The organism is Clostridium coskatii (assembly GCF_001675205.1).
GTDB classification, from domain to species: Bacteria; Bacillota; Clostridia; order Clostridiales; family Clostridiaceae; genus Clostridium_B; species Clostridium_B ljungdahlii.
Window position 1 is genome coordinate 69824 of the sequence record NZ_LROR01000053.1, and the last position, 20882, is coordinate 90705.

At 31.1% G+C, this 20882-nt stretch carries 21 protein-coding genes, 1 tRNA gene and 1 pseudogene; 3 read left to right on the forward strand and 20 right to left on the reverse strand.

Annotation, left to right across the window (positions count from 1 at the left end):
• Positions 1-12: 12 nt before the first annotated feature.
• The 5 genes from CLCOS_RS11980 to CLCOS_RS12000 form a co-directional block, all read right to left on the reverse strand.
• Complete coding sequence (locus CLCOS_RS11980; protein WP_063600110.1) at positions 13-585, reverse strand: ANTAR domain-containing response regulator; 573 nt, start codon at positions 583-585, stop codon at positions 13-15.
• Between the two features lie 62 nt (positions 586-647).
• On the reverse strand, positions 648-1082 hold the full coding sequence (locus CLCOS_RS11985) for a EutP/PduV family microcompartment system protein (RefSeq protein WP_063600109.1): 435 nt from the start codon (positions 1080-1082) through the stop codon (positions 648-650).
• A gap of 11 nt (positions 1083-1093) precedes the next feature.
• A complete protein-coding gene (gene eutS / locus CLCOS_RS11990; RefSeq protein ID WP_063600108.1) occupies positions 1094-1447 on the reverse strand; it encodes an ethanolamine utilization microcompartment protein EutS in 354 nt (117 codons plus the stop codon).
• A gap of 26 nt (positions 1448-1473) precedes the next feature.
• Positions 1474-2637: a 1-propanol dehydrogenase PduQ gene (locus tag CLCOS_RS11995; RefSeq protein WP_153042934.1), complete on the reverse strand. Its 1164-nt coding sequence runs from the start codon at positions 2635-2637 to the stop codon at positions 1474-1476.
• A 317-nt stretch (positions 2638-2954) separates the two neighbouring features.
• Positions 2955-3488, reverse strand: a complete 534-nt coding sequence (locus CLCOS_RS12000; RefSeq protein WP_063600106.1) for a phosphatase PAP2 family protein — start codon at positions 3486-3488, stop codon at positions 2955-2957.
• Positions 3489-3847: 359 nt separating this feature from the next.
• Between CLCOS_RS12000 and CLCOS_RS12005 the strand changes: the two genes are divergently transcribed.
• The 3 genes from CLCOS_RS12005 (at position 3848) to CLCOS_RS12015 (ending at position 6781) form a co-directional block, all read left to right on the forward strand.
• A complete protein-coding gene (locus CLCOS_RS12005) occupies positions 3848-4582 on the forward strand; it encodes a Fic family protein (protein WP_063600105.1) in 735 nt (244 codons plus the stop codon).
• Between the two features lie 105 nt (positions 4583-4687).
• Positions 4688-4942 (forward strand): nucleotidyltransferase domain-containing protein, encoded by a 255-nt coding sequence (locus tag CLCOS_RS12010; RefSeq protein WP_242872336.1) that lies wholly within the window; start codon positions 4688-4690, stop codon positions 4940-4942.
• Positions 4943-5881: 939 nt separating this feature from the next.
• The gene (locus CLCOS_RS12015; protein ID WP_063600104.1) at positions 5882-6781 is read left to right on the forward strand and encodes a DMT family transporter; all 900 of its coding nucleotides are present in this window, start codon (positions 5882-5884) and stop codon (positions 6779-6781) included.
• 707 nt (positions 6782-7488) lie between these two features.
• Here the strand turns inward: CLCOS_RS12015 and CLCOS_RS22815 are convergent.
• The 15 genes and pseudogenes from CLCOS_RS22815 to CLCOS_RS12090 all read right to left on the reverse strand — a co-directional run bounded on the left by CLCOS_RS22815 (position 7489) and on the right by CLCOS_RS12090 (position 20778).
• Positions 7489-8379: pseudogene (locus tag CLCOS_RS22815) on the reverse strand (Abi family protein).
• A gap of 356 nt (positions 8380-8735) precedes the next feature.
• Positions 8736-8822 (reverse strand) — tRNA-Leu (locus tag CLCOS_RS12025).
• A 103-nt stretch (positions 8823-8925) separates the two neighbouring features.
• Positions 8926-9957, reverse strand: a complete 1032-nt coding sequence (locus CLCOS_RS12030) for an epoxyqueuosine reductase (RefSeq protein ID WP_023162163.1) — start codon at positions 9955-9957, stop codon at positions 8926-8928.
• A 99-nt stretch (positions 9958-10056) separates the two neighbouring features.
• Entirely contained in the window at positions 10057-10698 is a 642-nt protein-coding gene (locus CLCOS_RS12035; RefSeq protein WP_013239905.1) for a DUF3786 domain-containing protein, read from the reverse strand.
• 142 nt (positions 10699-10840) lie between these two features.
• Positions 10841-11206, reverse strand: a complete 366-nt coding sequence (locus CLCOS_RS12040) for a MarR family winged helix-turn-helix transcriptional regulator (RefSeq protein ID WP_013239906.1) — start codon at positions 11204-11206, stop codon at positions 10841-10843.
• A gap of 105 nt (positions 11207-11311) precedes the next feature.
• The gene (locus CLCOS_RS12045) at positions 11312-12253 is read right to left on the reverse strand and encodes a hydroxyacid dehydrogenase (protein WP_063600103.1); all 942 of its coding nucleotides are present in this window, start codon (positions 12251-12253) and stop codon (positions 11312-11314) included.
• Between the two features lie 6 nt (positions 12254-12259).
• Complete coding sequence (locus tag CLCOS_RS12050; RefSeq protein WP_013239908.1) at positions 12260-13702, reverse strand: MFS transporter; 1443 nt, start codon at positions 13700-13702, stop codon at positions 12260-12262.
• Positions 13703-14095: 393 nt separating this feature from the next.
• Positions 14096-14476: a hypothetical protein gene (locus CLCOS_RS12055; protein WP_013239909.1), complete on the reverse strand. Its 381-nt coding sequence runs from the start codon at positions 14474-14476 to the stop codon at positions 14096-14098.
• On the reverse strand, positions 14463-14678 hold the full coding sequence (locus CLCOS_RS12060; RefSeq protein ID WP_013239910.1) for a helix-turn-helix transcriptional regulator: 216 nt from the start codon (positions 14676-14678) through the stop codon (positions 14463-14465). The genes CLCOS_RS12055 and CLCOS_RS12060 overlap by 14 nt, the downstream gene beginning before the upstream one ends.
• A gap of 388 nt (positions 14679-15066) precedes the next feature.
• A complete protein-coding gene (locus CLCOS_RS12065; protein WP_013239911.1) occupies positions 15067-15492 on the reverse strand; it encodes a YjdF family protein in 426 nt (141 codons plus the stop codon).
• Positions 15493-15668: 176 nt separating this feature from the next.
• Entirely contained in the window at positions 15669-16817 is a 1149-nt protein-coding gene (locus CLCOS_RS12070) for an MFS transporter (protein WP_023162166.1), read from the reverse strand.
• 255 nt (positions 16818-17072) lie between these two features.
• Positions 17073-18644 (reverse strand): HAL/PAL/TAL family ammonia-lyase, encoded by a 1572-nt coding sequence (locus CLCOS_RS12075; protein WP_063600102.1) that lies wholly within the window; start codon positions 18642-18644, stop codon positions 17073-17075.
• A 22-nt stretch (positions 18645-18666) separates the two neighbouring features.
• Entirely contained in the window at positions 18667-19209 is a 543-nt protein-coding gene (locus CLCOS_RS12080) for a hypothetical protein (protein ID WP_063600101.1), read from the reverse strand.
• Between the two features lie 22 nt (positions 19210-19231).
• Entirely contained in the window at positions 19232-19468 is a 237-nt protein-coding gene (locus CLCOS_RS12085; RefSeq protein WP_013239915.1) for a hypothetical protein, read from the reverse strand.
• Positions 19468-20778 carry a sodium:solute symporter family protein gene (locus CLCOS_RS12090; protein WP_242872337.1) on the reverse strand — a complete coding sequence of 437 codons (1311 nt, stop codon included), beginning with the start codon at positions 20776-20778 and terminating at the stop codon, positions 19468-19470. The genes CLCOS_RS12085 and CLCOS_RS12090 overlap by 1 nt, the downstream gene beginning before the upstream one ends.
• Positions 20779-20882: the final 104 nt, after the last annotated feature.

Genomic DNA, 20882 nt, shown 5'->3' on the forward strand with positions numbered 1-20882 from the left:
ATGTATACCCAATCATATATCAAAAGATACTATTATAGTTGAAGCAATATCTTTCATAGAGCACCTTTTATTCATACTTAATGTTCTAAGTCGTGTAAAAGCCTCACCTTCACTGATCTTATATTTGTCCATTAATAATCCCTTTGCCTTTTCAATTCTCTTTCTAGCTTCAAGCTTATCTTCAGCATTTTTTACATTATTTTTCATATCCATCATTTCTTCTGATTTCGATATAGCTATTTCTACTGCTGGTATTAAATTTTTTTCATCCACAGGTTTCACTACATAACTTATGACCTGTGCCTCTTTAGCCCTCTCAATAAATTCACTGCCGCTATATGCACTTAGAATTAATACTGCACCTGCAATATTTTCATCATTAATTATCTTTGCAGCAGCTAGTCCATCTACTAAAGGCATTTTGATATCCATAATTACTAAGTCAGGTAAATTTTTTCTACATAGTTCTATTGCATCAAATCCATCTACCGCCTCACCTACAACATTGTAACCGGACGATTCGAGTATTTCTTTAATGTCCATCCTAGTAATAGGTTCATCGTCGGCTATCACTATTCTTTTCATACTATCCTCTCCCTTTAATCACTTTCTACCTCATTGTAGCATAAAATTTCAAATACATAGTATTAATTTATATCAAGCCATTTCTTTAATGCATTAATACCTTCACTTTTCATTGAGCTAACTTTAAAAATATACCTTGCACCTGCGCTAACTAAAAAATTTTCTGCTGCTTTTAGTGTTTGTTCATCATTACACAAATCAATTTTTGTTATAATTCCAATAACAGGTTTGGAAAACATAGAGCTAAAACCAGGTGGAAAAATACTTACTTTACTCGTACAATCATGTACAAGTGCTATAACATCACAATCAGAAGAAGTATTATTAAGAGCTCTATAGTATCTTACATTTTCTACATATTCACCTGGGGTATCTATAGTATCACTGAAGAAGTTCACTGCCTGGGTTTTTTTATATTTAATATCTTTATTATGTATAGCCTGATACAGCGTAGTTTTACCACAGCCTGTTCTGCCTACAAACATTACTCTTTTCAAATCTTCTCCTCCTATGATTTTGTTATTGGTGATACTGTAAAATTAAGTACATCTCTAAGTAAGAGAATTATTCCATCCAGTGCAGTTTCTACACTTCCTATATCTCCAACTATAACCAGAGCTCCACTGAACCTATCCATAAATCCTATTTTTACATTTCCTGATTTGGTAGCAACATCACCAGCTATTATTGCAGCTTCACTTGGCGTCAGTGTCAATATACCTACTGCTTCATTGTATTCACCAGATAATCCTAATTTTTGATAAATATCTTTATCTGGATGTGCAATTATATGAGATAATGTTACCTGCTTACCAGGAACAAATTCTTCAATTATTCTATCTCTTTTTTCCAAAGTCACCATTCCTTTAATAAAGTTATAGATTTAATTTATTCTATAGAAAAAACCCTCTTAAACAAATTTTCAACATCCTTTATTTTAGGAACCCTCGGATTTGTTTTTGTACATCTATCATTTAGTGCAGTTATTGATAAATCATGAATCTCGCTGTCTAAATTTCCACATAAAACTTCACAATTATTAATGCATTTAGGTAAGTTTAGCTTATTCATCAATATCTTAACTGCTGCAATCAAACTTCTAACACCTTCAAATTGGTTAGATGCAGGAAGCCCCAAAAATTTGGATATTTCAGTATACCTATATGCCGCACTAAAAGGCTTTACCTTTCCTTGCAAATTCTTAAGGTTTGCATTATACTCTATTACGTATGGAAGGAGTAGTCCATTTGCTCTTCCATGTGGTATATGAATTTTTCCACCAAGTGCATGCGCCATGCCATGGTTTAATCCAAGGGAAGCATTTGTAAATGCCATACCTGCTATACAGGATGCATTATGCATCTTCATTCTAGCTTCCTCATCATCTCCATTTTCATATGCAGCTAACAAGTATTTAAACACCATTTTTATTGACTTTTCTGCCAGTGCATCAGAATAATCTGATCTATTTGTAGAAACATATGCTTCAATTCCATGTGTAAGTACGTCTATTCCTGTTTCCGCTGTAGTAGATTTTGGTACTGATTTCACAAGTTCAATATCAAGTACTGCCTGATCTGGTGTCAAATTATCATCAACAAGAGCATATTTGACTCCTTTTTGCTTATCAGTTACAATACAAAAGTTAGTAACCTCGGAACCTGTACCACTTGTTGTCGGAATTGCTATAAACAGAGGCTCTTTCGTTTCGTTATTCAATTCATTATTTACATACTGACAAAAATACATTATTCCTTTTGCAGAATCAATAGCTGATCCTCCTCCAAGTGCTATAAGTACATCTGGTTTAAATTTAACAGCTTCCTGCACTCCTTTTACAATAACTTCAACAGGAGGATCTGGTACTATATCTGAAAATATATCATACTCTATATGTGCCTTATCAAGCTGTTCAGTAATTTTATCAACCGTTGATGACTTAACCATAAATGGATCTGCAGCAATTAAAGCTTTCTTACATTTTAATTCACACAAATGATTTAAAGCATCAGTATCAAAATAAACCTTTGGTTTAATATTAAAATTTTTCACAATAATCATACTCCAATTTTAAAAAAATATTTATAAAAAACTATATGGTTTCCTGATAGCTATCAAAGAAACAAAAAAAGCTTCCCAGAATATAAAATTCTTTGAGAAGCTTCGTCGCTTTTTCATACTTCATTGTATAAATTTATTTTATTTTTAATATTTAACTAATTTCTGACTTTATATTACACTTTTAAACTTATATCGTCAACAGTTTTATATATCGTTTACATGTTGTAAAAAAATAGTTTTTGCTAATTATTATAAAATAAATCTCTCAATCTTATAATATCTAACTAATTCATGGATTATCTTAGCAATTATACTTTTTTCAACTTTTTAAATAAATATATTGTTATTTTGCCAGATACAAGTCCTAACACTATTCCAGCAAGCACATCTGTAGGATAATGCACATATAAATATATTCTTGAAAAAGCTATTAAAATTGCTACAGCAAAAAATGCTGGCGCATATTTTTTGAAATACCTGGATAATATACTAGCTGCTGCAAAAGATGCCGTAGTATGTCCTGATGGAAATGAATAGGAAGCCGGTTTTGCAACTAAAAGTTTTATAGTGGGGTCAAGATAAAAAGGCCTTGTACGTTTAACTATATGTTTTATCAATCCTTCACCAAATATCGATCCTATTATAATAGCTGTTAAGACCATAATTCCAACTTTTCTATATTTTTTACTTACTATAAGTGCTATGGAAATTGCAATCCATATAAGCCCCTTATTACCAAGCGAAGTAAATGCAATCATAACCTTGTCTAAAATCTGATTATGCATATTATTTGCTATATACGAAAGAATGTATTCATCAAATTTGTATATTAATGTAACCATCTCTATCTCCCTGCTGTTATATTTAGTATGTACAACTTACTAATAATACTACATTTGAAATTTAAAATCCACTAGTGTATTGATTTTTGGTGATTTTAGCATTGCTAAATTTTCAGTATGGAATTTGTGTCCTATATAATCACTTCTAAATAAATGATTTATATATAAATTAGTGAAATAAGAAGAGTGGATATCATATAGTTATAGGAAAAATTTTTTAGTATTTGCTAAATAAATTCAGTAAAGTTGATAATACTAATTACGAGATATTCATATTTTACCATAAATATAAATTTTGTATGGTATAATACGCTTAAGAGTATTTTATAAATAACAATTTCATTTGTAAGGGGGATATTATGATTAAAGAGATAGATAAAAAGAAAAAAATACTTGATAGTAAAAGACCGTTTGATAAAACTGCTATTAAAAATTTGAAAGAGTATTTTGATGTGGAACTTACATATAATTCAAATGCTATTGAAGGAAATACCCTTACAATCACTGAAACTAAAGTTATTTTGGAAGATGGAATCACTATTGGAAAAGGAAAAACTCTTAGAGAACATCTTGAAGTTATTAATCACAAAGAGGCTATGGACTACATTGAAGATATAGTTGATAAAAATATAGATATTACTGAAAGTGTTATAAAAAACTTACATTACATTATTCTTAAAACTATAAACAATGAAAATGCAGGAAGATACAGAAATATAAATGTACTCATAGGCGGCAGCAAACATAGACCTCCAGAGCACTTCTTAGTTCCACAAGAAATGGAAGACTTAATCAAGTGGTATGACGAAAATAAAAATAAATTGCATCCTATAAAGCTTGCAGCAGAATTTCATCATAAATTTACTTTTATACATCCTTTCATAGATGGAAATGGCAGATGTGGAAGATTACTTATGAATTTAATCCTTATGAGATGTGGATATCCAATCACTGTTATAAGAATGGAAGACAGAAATGAATATATGAGTGCTCTTGAAAAAGCAAGTGTTGAAAATAATTTAGAGGATTTCATAGGTATTGTTGCTGCAGCAGTAAATAGAAGCCTAGATACGTATTTGTATATTTTAAAATAAAAATACATTTTGAGATACTTGCAAACCAAGGTATTATTGAAAAAAAATATATAAATACTTACTTTGCTATGGCAAAATTCAGAAATAGAATTGTTCATATGTATTTTGACGTTAACAATGAAATACTATATGAAATTTGCCTGTGATATTACAGATGTACTTAAAATAGAAAATATTGATACTATAAATTTAGTAAAAGCACCAATTACACTTCAATTTAAGACAATAAAAGAAGGCAGAAACTTATATGAAGCAGATTATATTAAAGTGTGTGATTATATAGAATATGTAATAAATAATTATGGAGATAGGAAATATTATTTGGATAAGTTTGATAGGGATTATTTTGCCACTCTTTAATTTGGGATGATATAAGAAATATTTAGCTAAGAATACAGTATTCTTAAAATTATGAGAGGTACCCACAGGCTACACTTAGAAGAACTGAATACATCCGGTTCTTCTTTTAATTTTAATTATTTATTGATCTGAAACAGTGACCAAACTTTAGTGTTTCCTACATTCAAATAAAAGCCCTGGCTACTGCTATAATTTTAATCGGATACTATGATTGAGAGAATAATTATAAATGCTGACATATTCAATAGTAAGATACCCGTTTGGAAACAGAATAAACTCTTAATCCATTAAATTAAAGCACATAGATGCTATTAACTTGTATAAACATATAGAGATCAATATTTGTATAATAAAACATATTACGTGTTTTTTATATGTTAACTTAAAAGACATATAGCTTTTCACATCATCATAGATTATTGACTTCAATTTTTTTACTATTCGTAAAATGAAATAAATACGTACTAACCATTAAAATTGCGAACGCTGTTCTTTGGTAAGTAAATAATGAGGTATTAAAACTATGAATGTATTTTGGGTTAATACAAAAATTAGTGAAATACTGCAAAAAAGGTGTTATAATTTGTACAATGATTGAATAAAAATCATAATTTATCGTGAGAAATATTATACATAGCATATATGATGGACAAGAAGTCTGAATAAATTTGATATTTTGCCTAGTTTTGCTTTACTCGAAGCTGCAATAACACTATTGAATAAAATTAATGCTTTATAGAAATTTTTAATAGGAGGAATACAGAGTGTATAATATTATAATAAAAAAGCTTTCCCCACCACGAATACCAAGACAGTAGAATCTATCATTACTGTTAGGTATTTGTAAAAAGTTCTCTAATAAACAATAGATTCTACTGTATGGGAAGTTTTATATTCTATTATATAAAATATCATATTAGTAGAAAGTGGGAACTTAAAATGAAATTAAAAATATATTTTATATTATCAATGATGATCTTTGGTACAATTGGAATCTTTGTCAGATACATTGACTTAGCTTCAAGCGAAATAGCTCTTCTCAGAGGTTTTATAGGAAGCTTATTTCTGTTAACTATTACTATAGTTAACAAGCAAAAAATATCTTGGACAAATATTAAGAATAATATTCCTGTATTGTTATTATCGAGTTTTGCATTGGGATTTAATTGGATCTTTCTTTTTCAGGCATATAAACATACAACTATTGCAAATGCTTCTTTAAGTTATTACTTTGCTCCGGTTTTCGTCATTGTTATGTCGCCTATTGTACTGAAAGAAAAAATTTCACTTAAAAAAGCTGCATGTATAAGCATTTCGGTATTTGGAATGTTTTTAATTGTACAAAATAGAGGAAATGGCGGTACAGAATATAATCATTTATTGGGTATCTGCTATGGAATCACTGCAGCGGTATTTTATGCAACATTGATGTTGACTAACAAGTTCATTAAAAATATGAATGGTTTGGAAATAACACTGTTACAGTTGTCATTAGCAACTGTAATGCTTATACCTTATGTTTTTGTAACGGAGAGGGTTAACCTATTTCAAATAACGGGGCTTTCAGTTGCATGTATTATCATATTGGGAATAATTCATACAGGACTTGGATTTTATCTATTCTTTTATGGAATGAAAGGGTTAAGGGGACAAAGTATTGCAGCCTTGAGCTATATAGATCCAATAACATCATTATTTACTTCATTTATTATTTTCGGTGAGAATATGACAGTGTTTCAGATTATAGGTGCTGTACTGCTTTTAGGCTCAACATTTATAAGTGAAATAAGTAAAAACTATGATTGTTCTTCTAAAAAAAATAAAGGTTATATTGAGTGATCTGAAAATAAGCAAGTGTCGAGAAATTCTTATTTTATAACTCAATTATAAAAATTAAACAATTTACTGGAACACTGCATTATTCAATTTTGGAGTGTTCTTAGTTACTTTTTTTTAATTATATTTTGATATTTGTATATAAGGATGAATAGATAAATTTATAGTATAAAGATTTTATGTAGCACTGGCCAAGCTTTAACTTTTCTCGCACTCAGACAAAAAGCTTGGCCAGTAGCTTTGATTTTAATGGGATGCTCCGGACCAAATCCAGGAAGTAATGCTCCTCGGTCTTATACTAGGCTCGGATTTCCTCGCATGGAAGCTTTGGACAAACACTTTCTTTTTCACTTATTTTATACCTCAATAATCTCTAAATTGTAGTCTCTCTTCTGCAGCTTTATAAAACTAGCTTTTATACCTTTCACAAAATAAAATTAGCATATATTTATAAGATAAACAACGTAGTTCAAATATGGATATATTATTATACATGCTATTTTACAGCATTGATTTGTTTTTTATATAGCATTATATCAGCTTTTAAACTAAGCAGATACTTTATATTATTCTACTCTTTTTTGCCACTGATAAGAATTTATATAAATTATTGTATAAATTCTACTTTATATATAATATATATCTTCTTCTCCCCTATATACTTTTAAATAATAAATAGCTGTATGTTTTCTTCAAGCACCAGCACTTTTTTAGTCCTCGTCATCCTTAGAACAGTTAAAAAAATAAAAGGAAGGCTTCTTGCTTAAATCTATAAATCTCGCCCATTTTTGTATTGCCTTATCTAAATCATTTATAAGCCTGTCCAACTCATCTTTATATGGAAGTAAATATTTAATAGCCACAACGTTGGCAAACAATTTATTTTTTTCTATCTTATAATTTGATAAATCCTCATGAATAGCAGGAACTAGATTAAACTTTCTATTATACAATCTACCATAATGTGCGCATATATTTCTTAGAATTGATGATGATCTTAACCAGCTGACCACAATTTTATGATTAACACCAATAAAATCATTAGCTATCTTACTTCTATCCTAAGTTTTTAAATTAGCATATAGTCTTGATAACATACCAAAAGTCATTATTTCCGTTGCAACCCATATAGGTAAACTCCCATGATAATTATTTATATAGTGTTCTATAAATAATTCTCTTTTATTACTTTTCTTTTCTCTTTCTAACTCTTGTAAAAACTTCTTATGATATTTTCTATTTTTGTCAACCATTTTAAAATTATCCGCATACATATATCCATCAGGTCCATATTTATGACCTACAACATATGCTATACTTGTCCTCATAGAAATTTCTACAGTTTCAAGTGCATCCATTAAAATATTCCTCATTCTTTTATCAAAACTATATATGCCAAATATTGATTCTATAGTATATCCTTTCATATAATGCTCACCACATTTTATATGTAAAGCATACCCCGTAAGTCTATAATAATTAACCGTACTCAATATTTTTCTAGCTTTCTCTTTATCATTTATAATTATGTTTCTACTTCTAAGAATTTCAATCTGTTCGTCAAACGTTCTTGGTGGTTTTAAATTCACTTCATTTTTCATAGAAATTCTCCTATATGTAAAAAGCTCTGCCAGTTTCGCATTGTTAAGAGATTTGACAAGTTATGTTACTATTGCAGCATAACAATTTTGCAAATTGATATACTTATTTTTCATTTAAATATTTCAATTACGTTAAATTATATTCATATATCTCGATATATCTTTTTTTATCTTTTAGCACTCCTCTCAATTACTCCTCTAATTTCATCTTTTAAATTTTTTAAGTTCTAACGCAAGATCATTTTTTTGTTATCTTGTTTTAATCTGTTTTAATTTGTGATATTTTTTTGGAGGACATAAACCCAAAAAGAGCATTTTGGAATAAATTCCAAAATGCCCTTAAACGTTGATATTCATGGTGCCGGAGGCGGGAGTCGAACCCGCATGTTGTCACCAACGACGGATTTTGAATCCGTTGCGTCTGCCAATTCCACCACTTCGGCATATCTGTATCCGCTGTTAATTTCTATACTTTAGCGGTTAACATATAATATGATAACAGGTGCTAGCACATTTGTCAAGTTAGAATTTTTAAAAAAATAATAATTATTGTAAACAAAGTTCCTTACAAATTGAGTAAGCCATTTCACGTACCTTATAATTTTCATTATTGCAGGCATTTATAATAAGTGGTCTATAAGTTTCCTTATAGTTATTACGCATATAGCACAATACATCTACTTTCCATTTCCAAAGTTCTTCTGATGATAAATAGAAAAATTTTGGTTGGACTTTCTTACGATAAAAGTCTTCTTCCATATTTAAAATATTCTCTGGAGTTAATACAGAAGATAATTCTGCAAGGCCAGGAAATTCTTCTTCTTCCTTCCACTTTCCTTTGTTCATAGGACATACGTCCTGACAAATATCACAACCATAAATGCAATTTCCAAATGTTCTACTTAATGGTTCCTGGGGCAAATTACGCCCACCAAAGGTTGTCAAAAAAGAAATACATGTAGTTGGTGACATAGTATAGGGATCAGAAAGAGATTTTGTAGGACAGGATGCCATGCAGCGATTGCAGTTCTTTGGACACTGTAAAACATCATTTGTTTCCTTTAACTCCATTTCTCTGTCAGTTACCCAAGCTTCAAGATGAACCCATGAACCAGATTCTGTGTATAAGAAGTTATTTCTGCGAACAATACCAATTCCAGCTTGCAAAGCTGCCCAGCGCATTCCAACCACTCCAAATTTTTGATTTGTCTCTACCTTTAAACCAAGTTCCTGCATATATTTTTCCAATGCTCGATTATTCTGATATTCTTTTGTATTTTTATCAACACGTATATCAAATAAATATGACTTACCTATGTGTCCCTTTACTACCTCTGGAATTTTATATTTTCCATATTGTACCGCAAGTACTACTACAGACTTCGCCCATGGATATGTTGCCAATGTATTAACTAAACGCTGCTGATTTTGATAAAACATCTTTGATTTTGGAACTTTTTCAATACGTTCTTCAAATTTTTTAGCATATCCATCCATCAAACCAATCGGAATAATACCACATTTTTCGTAGCCCAGTTCGTAAGCCTTTTTTTGAATCATTTGTTCAATTATATTCATATTGACTACCACCTTTTATAAATTTGGCTTAATATATTTATTTTTTAACTTCATATTGTTAAATTATTTAAGCATTTTTTCACTACTATAGTTTATTAATCATTCTGATATTTGTTTAGCAATTTCAATCACTTCATCAATTAGCAAAGAGGATAACAAGGCCACATCTTCTGGATGTAGCTCTTTCACCACCGAAGGATCATACAACATATTAGAATTAGCCTCCAATTCATCATCTGCTAGCCATAAAACTAGAATTATTGGAATGTTCGGGAACACATCAATTTTTAAAGCTATATCTCCATATGATATCTTTTTTGCACCAAGAATATGTCCAACTTTTAAGAAAAGATCTCCTTTATGCCCAAAGAATTGTGATAATTTATTTGTAGTAATACCACCTGAAACATTATATAAAACAGCTCCATCTAATTCTCTGTATGGTACCCATTTATTTTGGTGGGTGGCTTTAGTACATCTGTGAAAATAACTAATTATCAACATTTTTTTCATTACATTATCTCTAAATAAATTTCTTTGTGTATCATTTTTTAATACAATTCTTCCCTGTGGATAAGAAATTATATATTCTCTGTTTAAATAAGTTAAAGTAAATTCCTTTTTTTCAAAATTATATTTAGCACCGCTTTTATTTGCCATTTCTTCTGGGTCATGCTTAGCAAATTCTATACAAAGATTTTCATAGCATAGATCATAATTGTTTTTATTATAATTTTGCATAATAATAATCTCCCGTTTTCATAATTACCTAGCTTTCATATATGCAGTTTGGTTTAAAAATTAACTTTTTTATCCCATTTAAAAACTTTAAACTTAAGTATATACCAGTTAGCGTGTATATACACGATAACTGGTAAAAAATTTAAGAAACTAAAGCCTCAATTTTAGAAAGTAATGTCGTAAAAGTGGATATATTATCTTTGCCAAGATACTCTTCTAAAAAACTTTGTGCCTTCTCCCAAAGTTCTTCTGAATATTTATAAGTTTCAATTCCTTTATCTGTTAATCTAAGTTGTCTATTTCTAGTTTTTTCTGTTGATATATCTTCTACAAATCCACTTTTTTCTAAAGGTTTAAGATTTCTCACAAGGGTAGTTCTATCTAATCTTATGACTACAGCTAAGTCACTTACACTTACTGGTCCTAATTGGTTTATATGTCTAAGTAATGCTAACTGGCTTATCTTCAAGTTACTTGGTACAAGAAATTCATCGTAAACTTTAGTCATTGCTTGTGAAGCCCTTCTAATATTAAGACAATTACACGGTGATGGTTTCTTCTCATAAATGTTTCTCTCCTATGTAAAGCAAATACACCCCTAGAAACATCAAACTCAATTTACTGGCCAGGAAGGCTCTCTTCCGCTTAACACTTCATCTATACCAATGGCTGGATGAAGAGACATCCTTATACCTGCTTCTTCTGTATGTGCTGCAGTATGAGGCGTTACAATTACATTTTCAAGTTTAAAAAGAGGATTATCTTTCGATGGTTCTTCTCCTTTAAATACATCAATAGCAGCTCCAGCAATTTTATTTTGCAAAAGTGCTTCAAGCAAGGCATCTTCATCAACTACTTCTCCCCGTGCCGTATTTATAAGAAATGCTTCAGGCTTCATAATAGACAGCTCCCTTTTTCCTATCATACCCTTTGTTTTCTCTGTAAGTGGAACATGCAAGCTTACAAAATCAGAATTTTTAAGTACATAATCTAAATCTCCAGTAAGTTTTATATTATCGATTTGATTTGCAGCTATATTTCGCTTGAATCCTATAACTTTCATGCCAAATCCCTTTGAAGCCTTTAAAGCAACAAGCTCTCCTATACTTCCAACTCCTATAATTCCTAGGGTTTTACCTTCAAGATCCATTCCAAAACTTTTTCTTATTTGAAAATTCCCATCTCTAAGTTCTCTATCATAAATAAGTAATCTTTTAGCAAGTAATAGTATAAGGCCCATAGTATACTCAGCCACACTATTCTTATTGGATTCAGGAGAATTGGTGACTCTTATTCCAAGACTTGATGCAGCTTCAACATCTATATTATCTACTCCCACACCAAACTTAGATATGACTTTCAACTTTGTTCCTGATTTCATAATTTTTTCAGTAATATTTGCCATTCTAACTAATATTGCATCACAGTCCTTTACTTCCTCTACCAAAACATTTTCTGAAATATCAGAAGCCATCTTTAATTCATAACCATGACTTCTAAGATACTCCTTGCCTTCTTCATATATATTTTCCGTAATCAAAACTTTATAACTCATACTAAATCACCCCTTCATATATAATCCCCTTAATTTTTTACTATAGTAAAGCCTTAATGCAGTTATCAAAACTCCAAATAAGCACATAATACCAACACTTATATATACTGATCTCATGCCATAAATAAAAACATCATCTCTGCCTTTTATGTAATCCACCACTCTGTACCCAATTTTATGACTCATTCTATTGTAAAGTAATAACGTGGAAAGAGATGTACCTAGAACAAATCCTAAGTTTCTAATAAGGGCATTTACACTTCCTGCTATTCCAAGCTTATCTCTACTAACAGTAGACATAACTAGCGAATTATTAGGAGATTGAAACATTCCATTTCCTAGAGTCATAATTACTATATAACCTATAATCAAAAGTACAGAAGACCTTTCATTTAAACTAGATAAGAAAAACAACCCTAAACTCGTAAAACTAAGTCCAAATAAGGTAAGTATCTCGGATCCAATTTTATCTGACATATATCCACTAAAAGGAGCCACTACAGATAAAACAATAGGAGATACCATCATGAGCATTCCAGATGCTGCCGGTGAAAATTTCAATGTATCCTGAAAGTAAAAAGGAAGTATTATATTTGATGCACTAATTGCAATAAATGAAATAAAAGCACATATTATACTTATTGAAAATAAACTGTTTTTAAAAATACTCAATTGCAAAATTGGCATGCTTATTTTATGTTCTAATATAATAAACAATACAAAAGTTATAAATGAAATTACAAAAGCTAAAATTATAAATATATTGTCATAACCCTTTACCTGGCCTTGTCCCAATGCTCCAAACAGCGAAACTGTAGTTACTACAAATAGTAAAGCTCCTTTTATATCTAGTTTTTCATCAGAAGTAGTATGTGCTTTAGGAAATATCTTTAATGTAAGTATAAATACAATTATTCCTATTGGTATGTTTATTAAAAATATATATTCCCAGCTTATAGCGGAAACAATAATGCCCCCAATTGGAGGACCTGCCATAGAACCCAATGCCACAAATGTACCTAAAACTCCAAGTGCCCTCCCCCTCTCATTAGCCGGAAAAACGTGAGTTATGATTCCTTGATTAGTAGCCATGGTAGCTGATGCTCCTACTGCCTGTATAACTCTTGCTGTTACAAGTAAGGGCAGTGAACTTGTGAGCCCACACAGCAGTGAACCCATTGTAAAAAGAACGACTCCAAATTTAAAAACTTTTGTCTTTCCTATCATGTCTCCAAGCCTTCCAAATATTAAAATAGTTGCTGCAACAGTTATTAAAAAACTGGTAACAACCCATGTAATACCTGACATTCCTACATTTAATTTAGATGCCATATCCGGCAGTGCTACATTTACAATGCTGCCGTCAAGTGTTGACATAAATGTAGCAGAAACAACTGTAATCAGAATCAGCCACTTTTTTTTATTCATTTCACTTTCAATTTTTTTCAACCTTCACTCATCCTCTCACAAATGCTTTTTCATTTTTTAAATCCTTCAAGTTTTTTATCCGATGACTACCTGATCTAATACTCTCACGCACTCTGTGAAAGCGACTATCACCAAATCAAAGATTTGGGATATCTACTTTTCTCCAAGTGTACGTTGCGAGCAGCTACGTCTCTGGATAACAATTTTTTCTAAAAGATAACGCCTTCTAAGTGCTGAAACACTAAGAATCCTGTTAATAAGCATCAGGTGGAATCAAAACTCCATCTGATGCCAAAAACTCTGTTTATAAAAATAAGCCTGTATACATCTATATATGTTATTAGTTAGTTTGTTCAAAGTTAACGCCTTATTATTCATAGTCAATAAGTTTTTACTTTCACTATCTGTTGTTTTTTACATTTCCTTATGATACTTAGAAAAAGACACCATATAGGATGCAAAAATAACCAAATATGCTGCAATTGCAAGGAAAATTGTAAGTAAATTAACTCTCAAAAAAACGTATGAAATTACAAGAATACCAAATACTATTTCCATAATATCAAAAGCCTTTGCCTTAGCTCTATTTTCAATAGCAATGTTCCGTTCATCTTTATCTTTTTCTTTCACAAGAAATTTATGATATATGCCATTAGTAATTGAAGCTACCGCCATTGCCATAAGAATTAAAGGTATGGTTTTAGACGTATATCCACCTACAAAAAACATACCGATTGCTGAACTAATTAGCATTACAACTACTGCCACGATAAATACATAATTAAAAGTTTTCATTTTCTGAACTCTCCTCATAAATAAATATTTCTTCAATACTCACATTAAAAAATTTAGAAATCTTAAAAGCTAGCAATATAGATGGATTATAGCGTCCATTTTCAAGGGATCCAATTGTTTGTCTTGATACCTCCAGTTTTTGTGCTAGCTCCTCTTGTGTGATGCCATGTTGTTTTCTAATTTTTTCAAGCCTGTTTTTCAAATTAATGCCTCCAATCACAATGAAAAGTGACTTTGTAATATTAGAATATTACTGTTTTTTTGCAATGTCAAGTTTGCTTTCCATCGTTGTTATAAACAGAGTTCTTGGCATAAGGTTGAGTTTTGACTCCAACTTATGCTTAGAAATCGTTATCCAGGCGCCTAGCAGTGCTTATCCCACCACTTTGATAGAAAAGCGACTATACCAAATCTTTGATTTGGTATAGTCGCTTTCACTGTGCGCGATGGGGCGTGTTAGCAATGGTAGCGATCGGATAAAAAAAGGGTTTTAAAAAATCAAACCCTTTCGTAGATACCATCTTAGCAAAAATAGCCATAAGATAATTTTAAAAACCACACCAAACAAATTAAATTATTGACAATTCTAGTTAATGTCCCCTGTGCTTCATTAATTTTTTCTGCTGCCTTAATTTAAATTTTTTCTCTTTTTCTTCTTCCTTTTTTTCTCTTGAGACCTTTTTTATTTTTAGTTTAAAATCTTCATATTGCTGCTTCATGGCAATTTGGGCTTTTGTACCTATACCATTGTCTTTAGTCTCTTTTTTAATTTTTCTCTGAAGTCTTTTAGGATTTATCTTTTTATCAATGCTTTTATCAGAATAATTGATATCCAACGGTTTACTAAACTTTAAATCATTAAAATTTTTTAGTATATAGTCGTATACTTCATAGTCTTTTGGTTCAGCACCAAATACAACCCTTGAAAGATATATTGTATCAGAATCCCACCTTTTAAACACGCCAACCCAAAATGGCTCTTCAAAAAATACTGTTAGCTTAATATTAGCTGTCATTTTATATTCCTCCTGTTTAACAAATAAAAAATCTAGAGAATGGACAACCCCAGGAGGGCAGGTTACTGCTAACTTATAAAGTACAAGCCAAGTTTTGGACTACCAACCAAAACTGTGTTTTTATCTCTATTAACATAATAGCAAAAATCATCTAAAATGCAATGTTTTTTCAAAACCTAAACTTTACCAGGTTTAAAAATTCTATAGTACACAGAAATTAATGCTATGTATATGTAAAACAATATTTGTATTATAAATACATAAGTTATTTTTATACCACCTGCAAAACCTATTATATAGGTTAAAAATGTAGCTCCCAAGTTATTGAAAATCATAGTAACAGCAGATGCAGAAGGTATATTTTTTTCAGTAACATGCTGCACAATATATCCTTGCAGTGCAGGATACATAATTGATATTGATATTCCTATAATTGCAAATCCTGTTAAAGCTTGAAGCTTACTTTTTCCAAATAGTAAAATAATAATTCCTAAAATTGATATTAAAGGTGATATGGAAAGGAATCTAAGTTGTCCAACCCTTTCTAAAAATTTATCTCCTAAACTCCTTCCTATAGTAAACAAGATCCAAAAGCTTAAAAGTATATTTGGTACTTCGATTTTACTAATTCCATAATATTTTTCAAGAAAAGTTCCTGTCCAATTTGTAGTTGAGATCTCCGCTCCGACATAGAAAAATACCGCAATACAAAGCAATAAAATCATAGGGTTTTTTAATATAGAAAAAGAAGTGTTACATTTAGAATTACTTTTATAAAATGTCCTTCTATCCATTTTTGACACAAGAATAATATAAAAAGATATAAGTAATATATGAATAATATATGTGTAATTAAATTTTATACCCATCTTTAATATAAATCTGTCTATTGGCAAAATTAAAATTCCACCTAATCCAAAGCATGCATTTGCAAAACTAAATTTTTGATATTTTTGTGGAAGAAGTGAAAGCATCGTACTCAAATACAAGCATGCCATCCCGGTTGCCAATCCTGCCATAAAATATCCAGTTAAAATAACATAAAATGATTTGGAAAATACAATTATAAGACTTGCAAAAATTTCAAATACAATTCCCAGATACAGTCCATTTTTAATTCCCAGCCACGGCATAAGTTTTGCCCCTACAATATTTGTTATAAGTGCGGCACAATATACTACTGATGGTATAAATGCAATGACATATGATGACACATTATACGTACTTTTTATAGTTGTTATAAAAGGTGATAATGTATTAGAAAACAGTGACAATAAAAAATATCCTATAAAAATAGTTACCATAGCTTTAAAGTTTTTTTCCATTAAATTTCTCCTACAAAAAATTTTTGAATTAGTTTTACTTTCCACCTTGTTTTTCAAAACATAAATCCAATTATTATACAAAGTTCATTATAGTATATAAAATTAACTTTTAAAACGAGATCTTTTTATAATTCTATTTGATACTGACTTTTCATATACATCCCTTTCTGGATTATAACATTTTTCTTATAATATAATAAGGGCATGAAAGTTTCCTGCTTACTTTCATGCCCTTATTATATTAAGGCCTACATTTTAAATTTCCAAAACACCTATTACATCTTCAACTTCTTCTAAAATATTGCCTTCATGTATTTGATTATTTATATACTCAATATAAGGATATAAATGCTCATCATCTTCTATCTTAGGAACAACTTTTCTAATCAAATCATACACCGATTTTGTTGCCGTAGACATCTTTAGTGGTTTTAGAAACTCAACAGCTTGAAGTGCATTTAATAACTCAATGGATAATATGTTTTCCAATAATCCCACACACTTATACGCTTTCCTTGAAGCATTGTAACCCATGCTCACATAATCTTCTTGATTTGCACATGTTGGAGTGTTATCAATACTTGCTGGTGTTGACAATATACGCATCTCCCCTAAAAGTCCTGCAGCCGTATATTGTGGAATCATAAAACCATTATTAAGTCCAGTCTTCTCAATTAAAAATGCCGGCAATTCGCTTATATGATGATTTACAAGCCTATCTATTCTTCTTTCTGACATTTTGGCAATGCTTGTCATAGCAATGCATGAGGAATCTGCTTCAATTCCAACATATGATCCATCTGCATTACAACCCATAAGTGCAACACCATCATCTTTAATTGGATATATAACAGGATTATCACAGCAGGAATTGATTTCAGTAATTATTGTTTTTGCAGCATCTTTTAGAGTTTTTTTAGCTGCTCCATGCAGCTGAGGTATACATCTTAAAGAAAGCGCATCCTGAAGTCTATAATCTTTATATTTTATGGCAATTTCACTATCTTCAAGTATCCTTAGAATATTCCTAGCTGTCATATTCTGTTCCTCATGGGGTCTTACAGACTGCAGTCTAGGGTCAAATGCTCTTGTAGTTCCCCTTAAAGCCTCAAGGCTTATTGCTCCGATAATATCTGCAGTTTTTGCAGCCTTTATTCCATCGTATATTGCCAATGCAGCTAGGGCAGTAACCGAAGTAGTTCCGGAAACCAAAGCAAGTCCTTCCTTACAACCTAATTCAACTGGTTTTATCCCTTCCAATTGTAATGCCTCATAACCATCTATTAGTTTGCCATTATAAAAAGCCTTACCTTCACCTATAAGAACTAAGCTGATATGTGCTTCTACTGAAAGATATCCTACTGACCCATGACAGGGCGCAAATGGAACTATATTACTATTTAAAATGCTAGCTATAGTTTCAATAGTATCCAGTTTTACTCCTGAATAACCTTGTCCCATATTCAAAATCATCATTAATAGAATTGCCCTAACACACTCCCCTTCTAATGCTTCCCCTATTGAACAAGCATGGGATCTCAGTATATTTTTCTGAAGAATAATTGCATCTTCAGGCTCAATAATCTTATCACAGTTATCACCAAATCCTGTAGTTAAACCATATATAACTCTTTTCTCCTTTAAAAATTTCTCTACCAGTCCTCTCGATTTAGTAACTCTTTCTCTAAAAGCATCTGATAATATAACTGTTGCCTTATACCTTGATATTGCTATAAACTCCTCAAGAGTAATATCTTTACATCCTATAACTACCTGCTTTAACTTTTTTGCATATTGAATACAGTCTTTCTCATCTTCATATTCCAATAGTATCACCTCTTCATCTTAGTTACATACTCCTATGTGATCCACATCCATCAGCTGCAATAGGCATATATCGAACCTTATTGCCTTCTGCCACATCACCATAAAGAGCAACCCAATATGGTCTAAAAACACTTTCTATTTTTAAAACTTTGAATTCTGGTATTCCTCCGACATGCCTGTGCACAACTTTTAATGCAAGCTTTCTTGCTTTTAATATAAGATAATCATCATCTTTATCAGACAGTTGAATAGTATTACTATCAACTTCCTTTAATTCAATTATGTCAGGCATACTATCTACCCATGAAACAGATCCTGTTGATCCATTGGCAAGCAAAGTAATTGTTTGTTTTTTTTCATGAGCTTTTTTTGATACCATTCTTTCAATAACTGTTGGTTTATGGATAATTTCAAGGGTCACAAGTTTAAATTCAACAAAATGTTTTCTAACCTCAGAAAGCTTTTTATTTAAAAATATAACTTTCCATAAAACTCCTCCCATAGCTTGAGCTCTTTTCTCTGCTTCTTGTTTTTCAACTTTAATAGGGAATGCTCTTATATCCATAATATCTACTCCTAATAAAAATTTATTTTTCCTTATTGCCTTTAGACTTTCTAGAAAATTTAAATATTATTCCAAGATAATTTATAAAAATTAAAGTTACAGCAATCATAATCCCATAGGGAATTAACCTTCCCACTATAAAGTCATTATGAGCTGAAATTGCATAATAAATTACCCCTACTACTATAAAATAAAGCAATACAAGAAACCCATCAATTCCAAACCAGGAAATTTCAAGTTTATCATTTTTCTTTGACATTATACTACCTCCTTAGCTACTTTTTCAGGAATAGACTTACCAAACTTATTGCCTAAAATCCATGCTATTAAAGACAATGGCAGTGCAACAACAAGTGCTTCCACATTGAAAGCCTTAATAGGAAATAACTTAAAATATGCAAATGCAAATCCCCCTACAAGTATCCCAAGATAACCTCCTAATGCCGTTTTCTTACCTTTCCAAACAAGTCCACCAACTATTGGGACAAATCCTGCTGCCATCCAGATACTGCTTACAAATATAAATGCATCTTGTGCTGTAGTAAATTTAAATGCAATTGACAATGCTGCTACTGATTCTATTATTATACCTATTCTTGTAAGTAGAACCAGTTTGTCCTGCGTAACATTTCCTTTAATCCTACCGTATATATCATTTGCAAGAGTTGCTCCACCTGAAAGGTAATATCCATCTAATGCAGAAATTATTGAACCTGCAAGACCAATTATAAATAATGCCCTTACTCCTTGAGGTAAACTTCCTAATACAAGTTTTATATATCCTTCTCCAGGTACCATATTTGGATACCTTACCTTAACAATGAGTCCTGTAAGAGTTAATACAATATCAAAACAAACCCACAAAACAAAGCATGATAGAAGTGCACGTCTTCCTGATTTTGGTGAATCTGATGCAGAAAATCTTTGGTAAAATGTTGGATCGGCATAAACTCCAAATGAAAGTACACAGAGCATTAAAGCTTTCATAGGCGTAAGTCCACCTAATGGATCCATTAACGCTGGAGTTTTAGATAATGCATGCTGAAGTCCAGCCCATCCGCCAACACTATCCCATTGTCCAGGCAGCACCATTGTAAGTCCAAAACACATACACCAAAACATTAACATATCAGTAACTGCAACTCCCATAAGTCCCCCTAAAACTGCAATTACAATAACCATTACAATACATACTATACCTGCCGTAAAATTATTAATTCCCCAGGCAACCTTTCCTATAAACCCAAATGACGTTAACTGACCTATTTGAGTGCAGTACGTAAGCATTAATATAGCACCAAGGACTGCAACTCCCTTGCCATATGCACTCTCCAATAAATCTGGAACTGTAATGTCTGTTCTAATATGTATTTTAGGTCCTACCCAAAGTGCTAATGGCATACGTCCTAAATGGGAGGTAACACACCAAATAACCCAAACAGATAATCCATACATTGCTGAATACTCAACTGTTCCAATTGTTCCAACTCCACCATACCAAGTTGCAACTAGTGCTCCAACAGTAAGAGACCATGGAAGACTCCTATTACCTAGATAAAAACTCTCCATATCTTTTACTGCCCTTGAAAAATACCAGCCAATAAAAATTAGTAGAATTGAGCATAAAATGATAACTACATTGTCAAAGCTTGATAATAACATAATCCAACACC

Coding starts and splice junctions, on each gene's coding strand:
- CLCOS_RS12005 (WP_063600105.1), top strand. CDS start 3,848: ATGATTAAAGAGATAGATAAAAAGAAAAAAATACTTGATAGTAAAAGA.
- CLCOS_RS12065 (WP_013239911.1), bottom strand. CDS start 15,492: ATGACAGCTAATATTAAGCTAACAGTATTTTTTGAAGAGCCATTTTGG.
- CLCOS_RS12000 (WP_063600106.1), bottom strand. CDS start 3,488: ATGGTTACATTAATATACAAATTTGATGAATACATTCTTTCGTATATA.
- CLCOS_RS12080 (WP_063600101.1), bottom strand. CDS start 19,209: ATGGATATAAGAGCATTCCCTATTAAAGTTGAAAAACAAGAAGCAGAG.
- CLCOS_RS12085 (WP_013239915.1), bottom strand. CDS start 19,468: ATGTCAAAGAAAAATGATAAACTTGAAATTTCCTGGTTTGGAATTGAT.
- CLCOS_RS12055 (WP_013239909.1), bottom strand. CDS start 14,476: ATGAAAACTTTTAATTATGTATTTATCGTGGCAGTAGTTGTAATGCTA.
- CLCOS_RS12045 (WP_063600103.1), bottom strand. CDS start 12,253: ATGAGTTATAAAGTTTTGATTACGGAAAATATATATGAAGAAGGCAAG.
- CLCOS_RS12030 (WP_023162163.1), bottom strand. CDS start 9,957: ATGAATATAATTGAACAAATGATTCAAAAAAAGGCTTACGAACTGGGC.
- CLCOS_RS12090 (WP_242872337.1), bottom strand. CDS start 20,778: ATGGAGAGTTTTTATCTAGGTAATAGGAGTCTTCCATGGTCTCTTACT.
- CLCOS_RS12040 (WP_013239906.1), bottom strand. CDS start 11,206: ATGACTAAAGTTTACGATGAATTTCTTGTACCAAGTAACTTGAAGATA.
- CLCOS_RS12015 (WP_063600104.1), top strand. CDS start 5,882: ATGAAATTAAAAATATATTTTATATTATCAATGATGATCTTTGGTACA.
- CLCOS_RS12035 (WP_013239905.1), bottom strand. CDS start 10,698: ATGCAAAATTATAATAAAAACAATTATGATCTATGCTATGAAAATCTT.
- CLCOS_RS12070 (WP_023162166.1), bottom strand. CDS start 16,817: ATGGAAAAAAACTTTAAAGCTATGGTAACTATTTTTATAGGATATTTT.
- CLCOS_RS11980 (WP_063600110.1), bottom strand. CDS start 585: ATGAAAAGAATAGTGATAGCCGACGATGAACCTATTACTAGGATGGAC.
- eutS (WP_063600108.1), bottom strand. CDS start 1,447: ATGGTGACTTTGGAAAAAAGAGATAGAATAATTGAAGAATTTGTTCCT.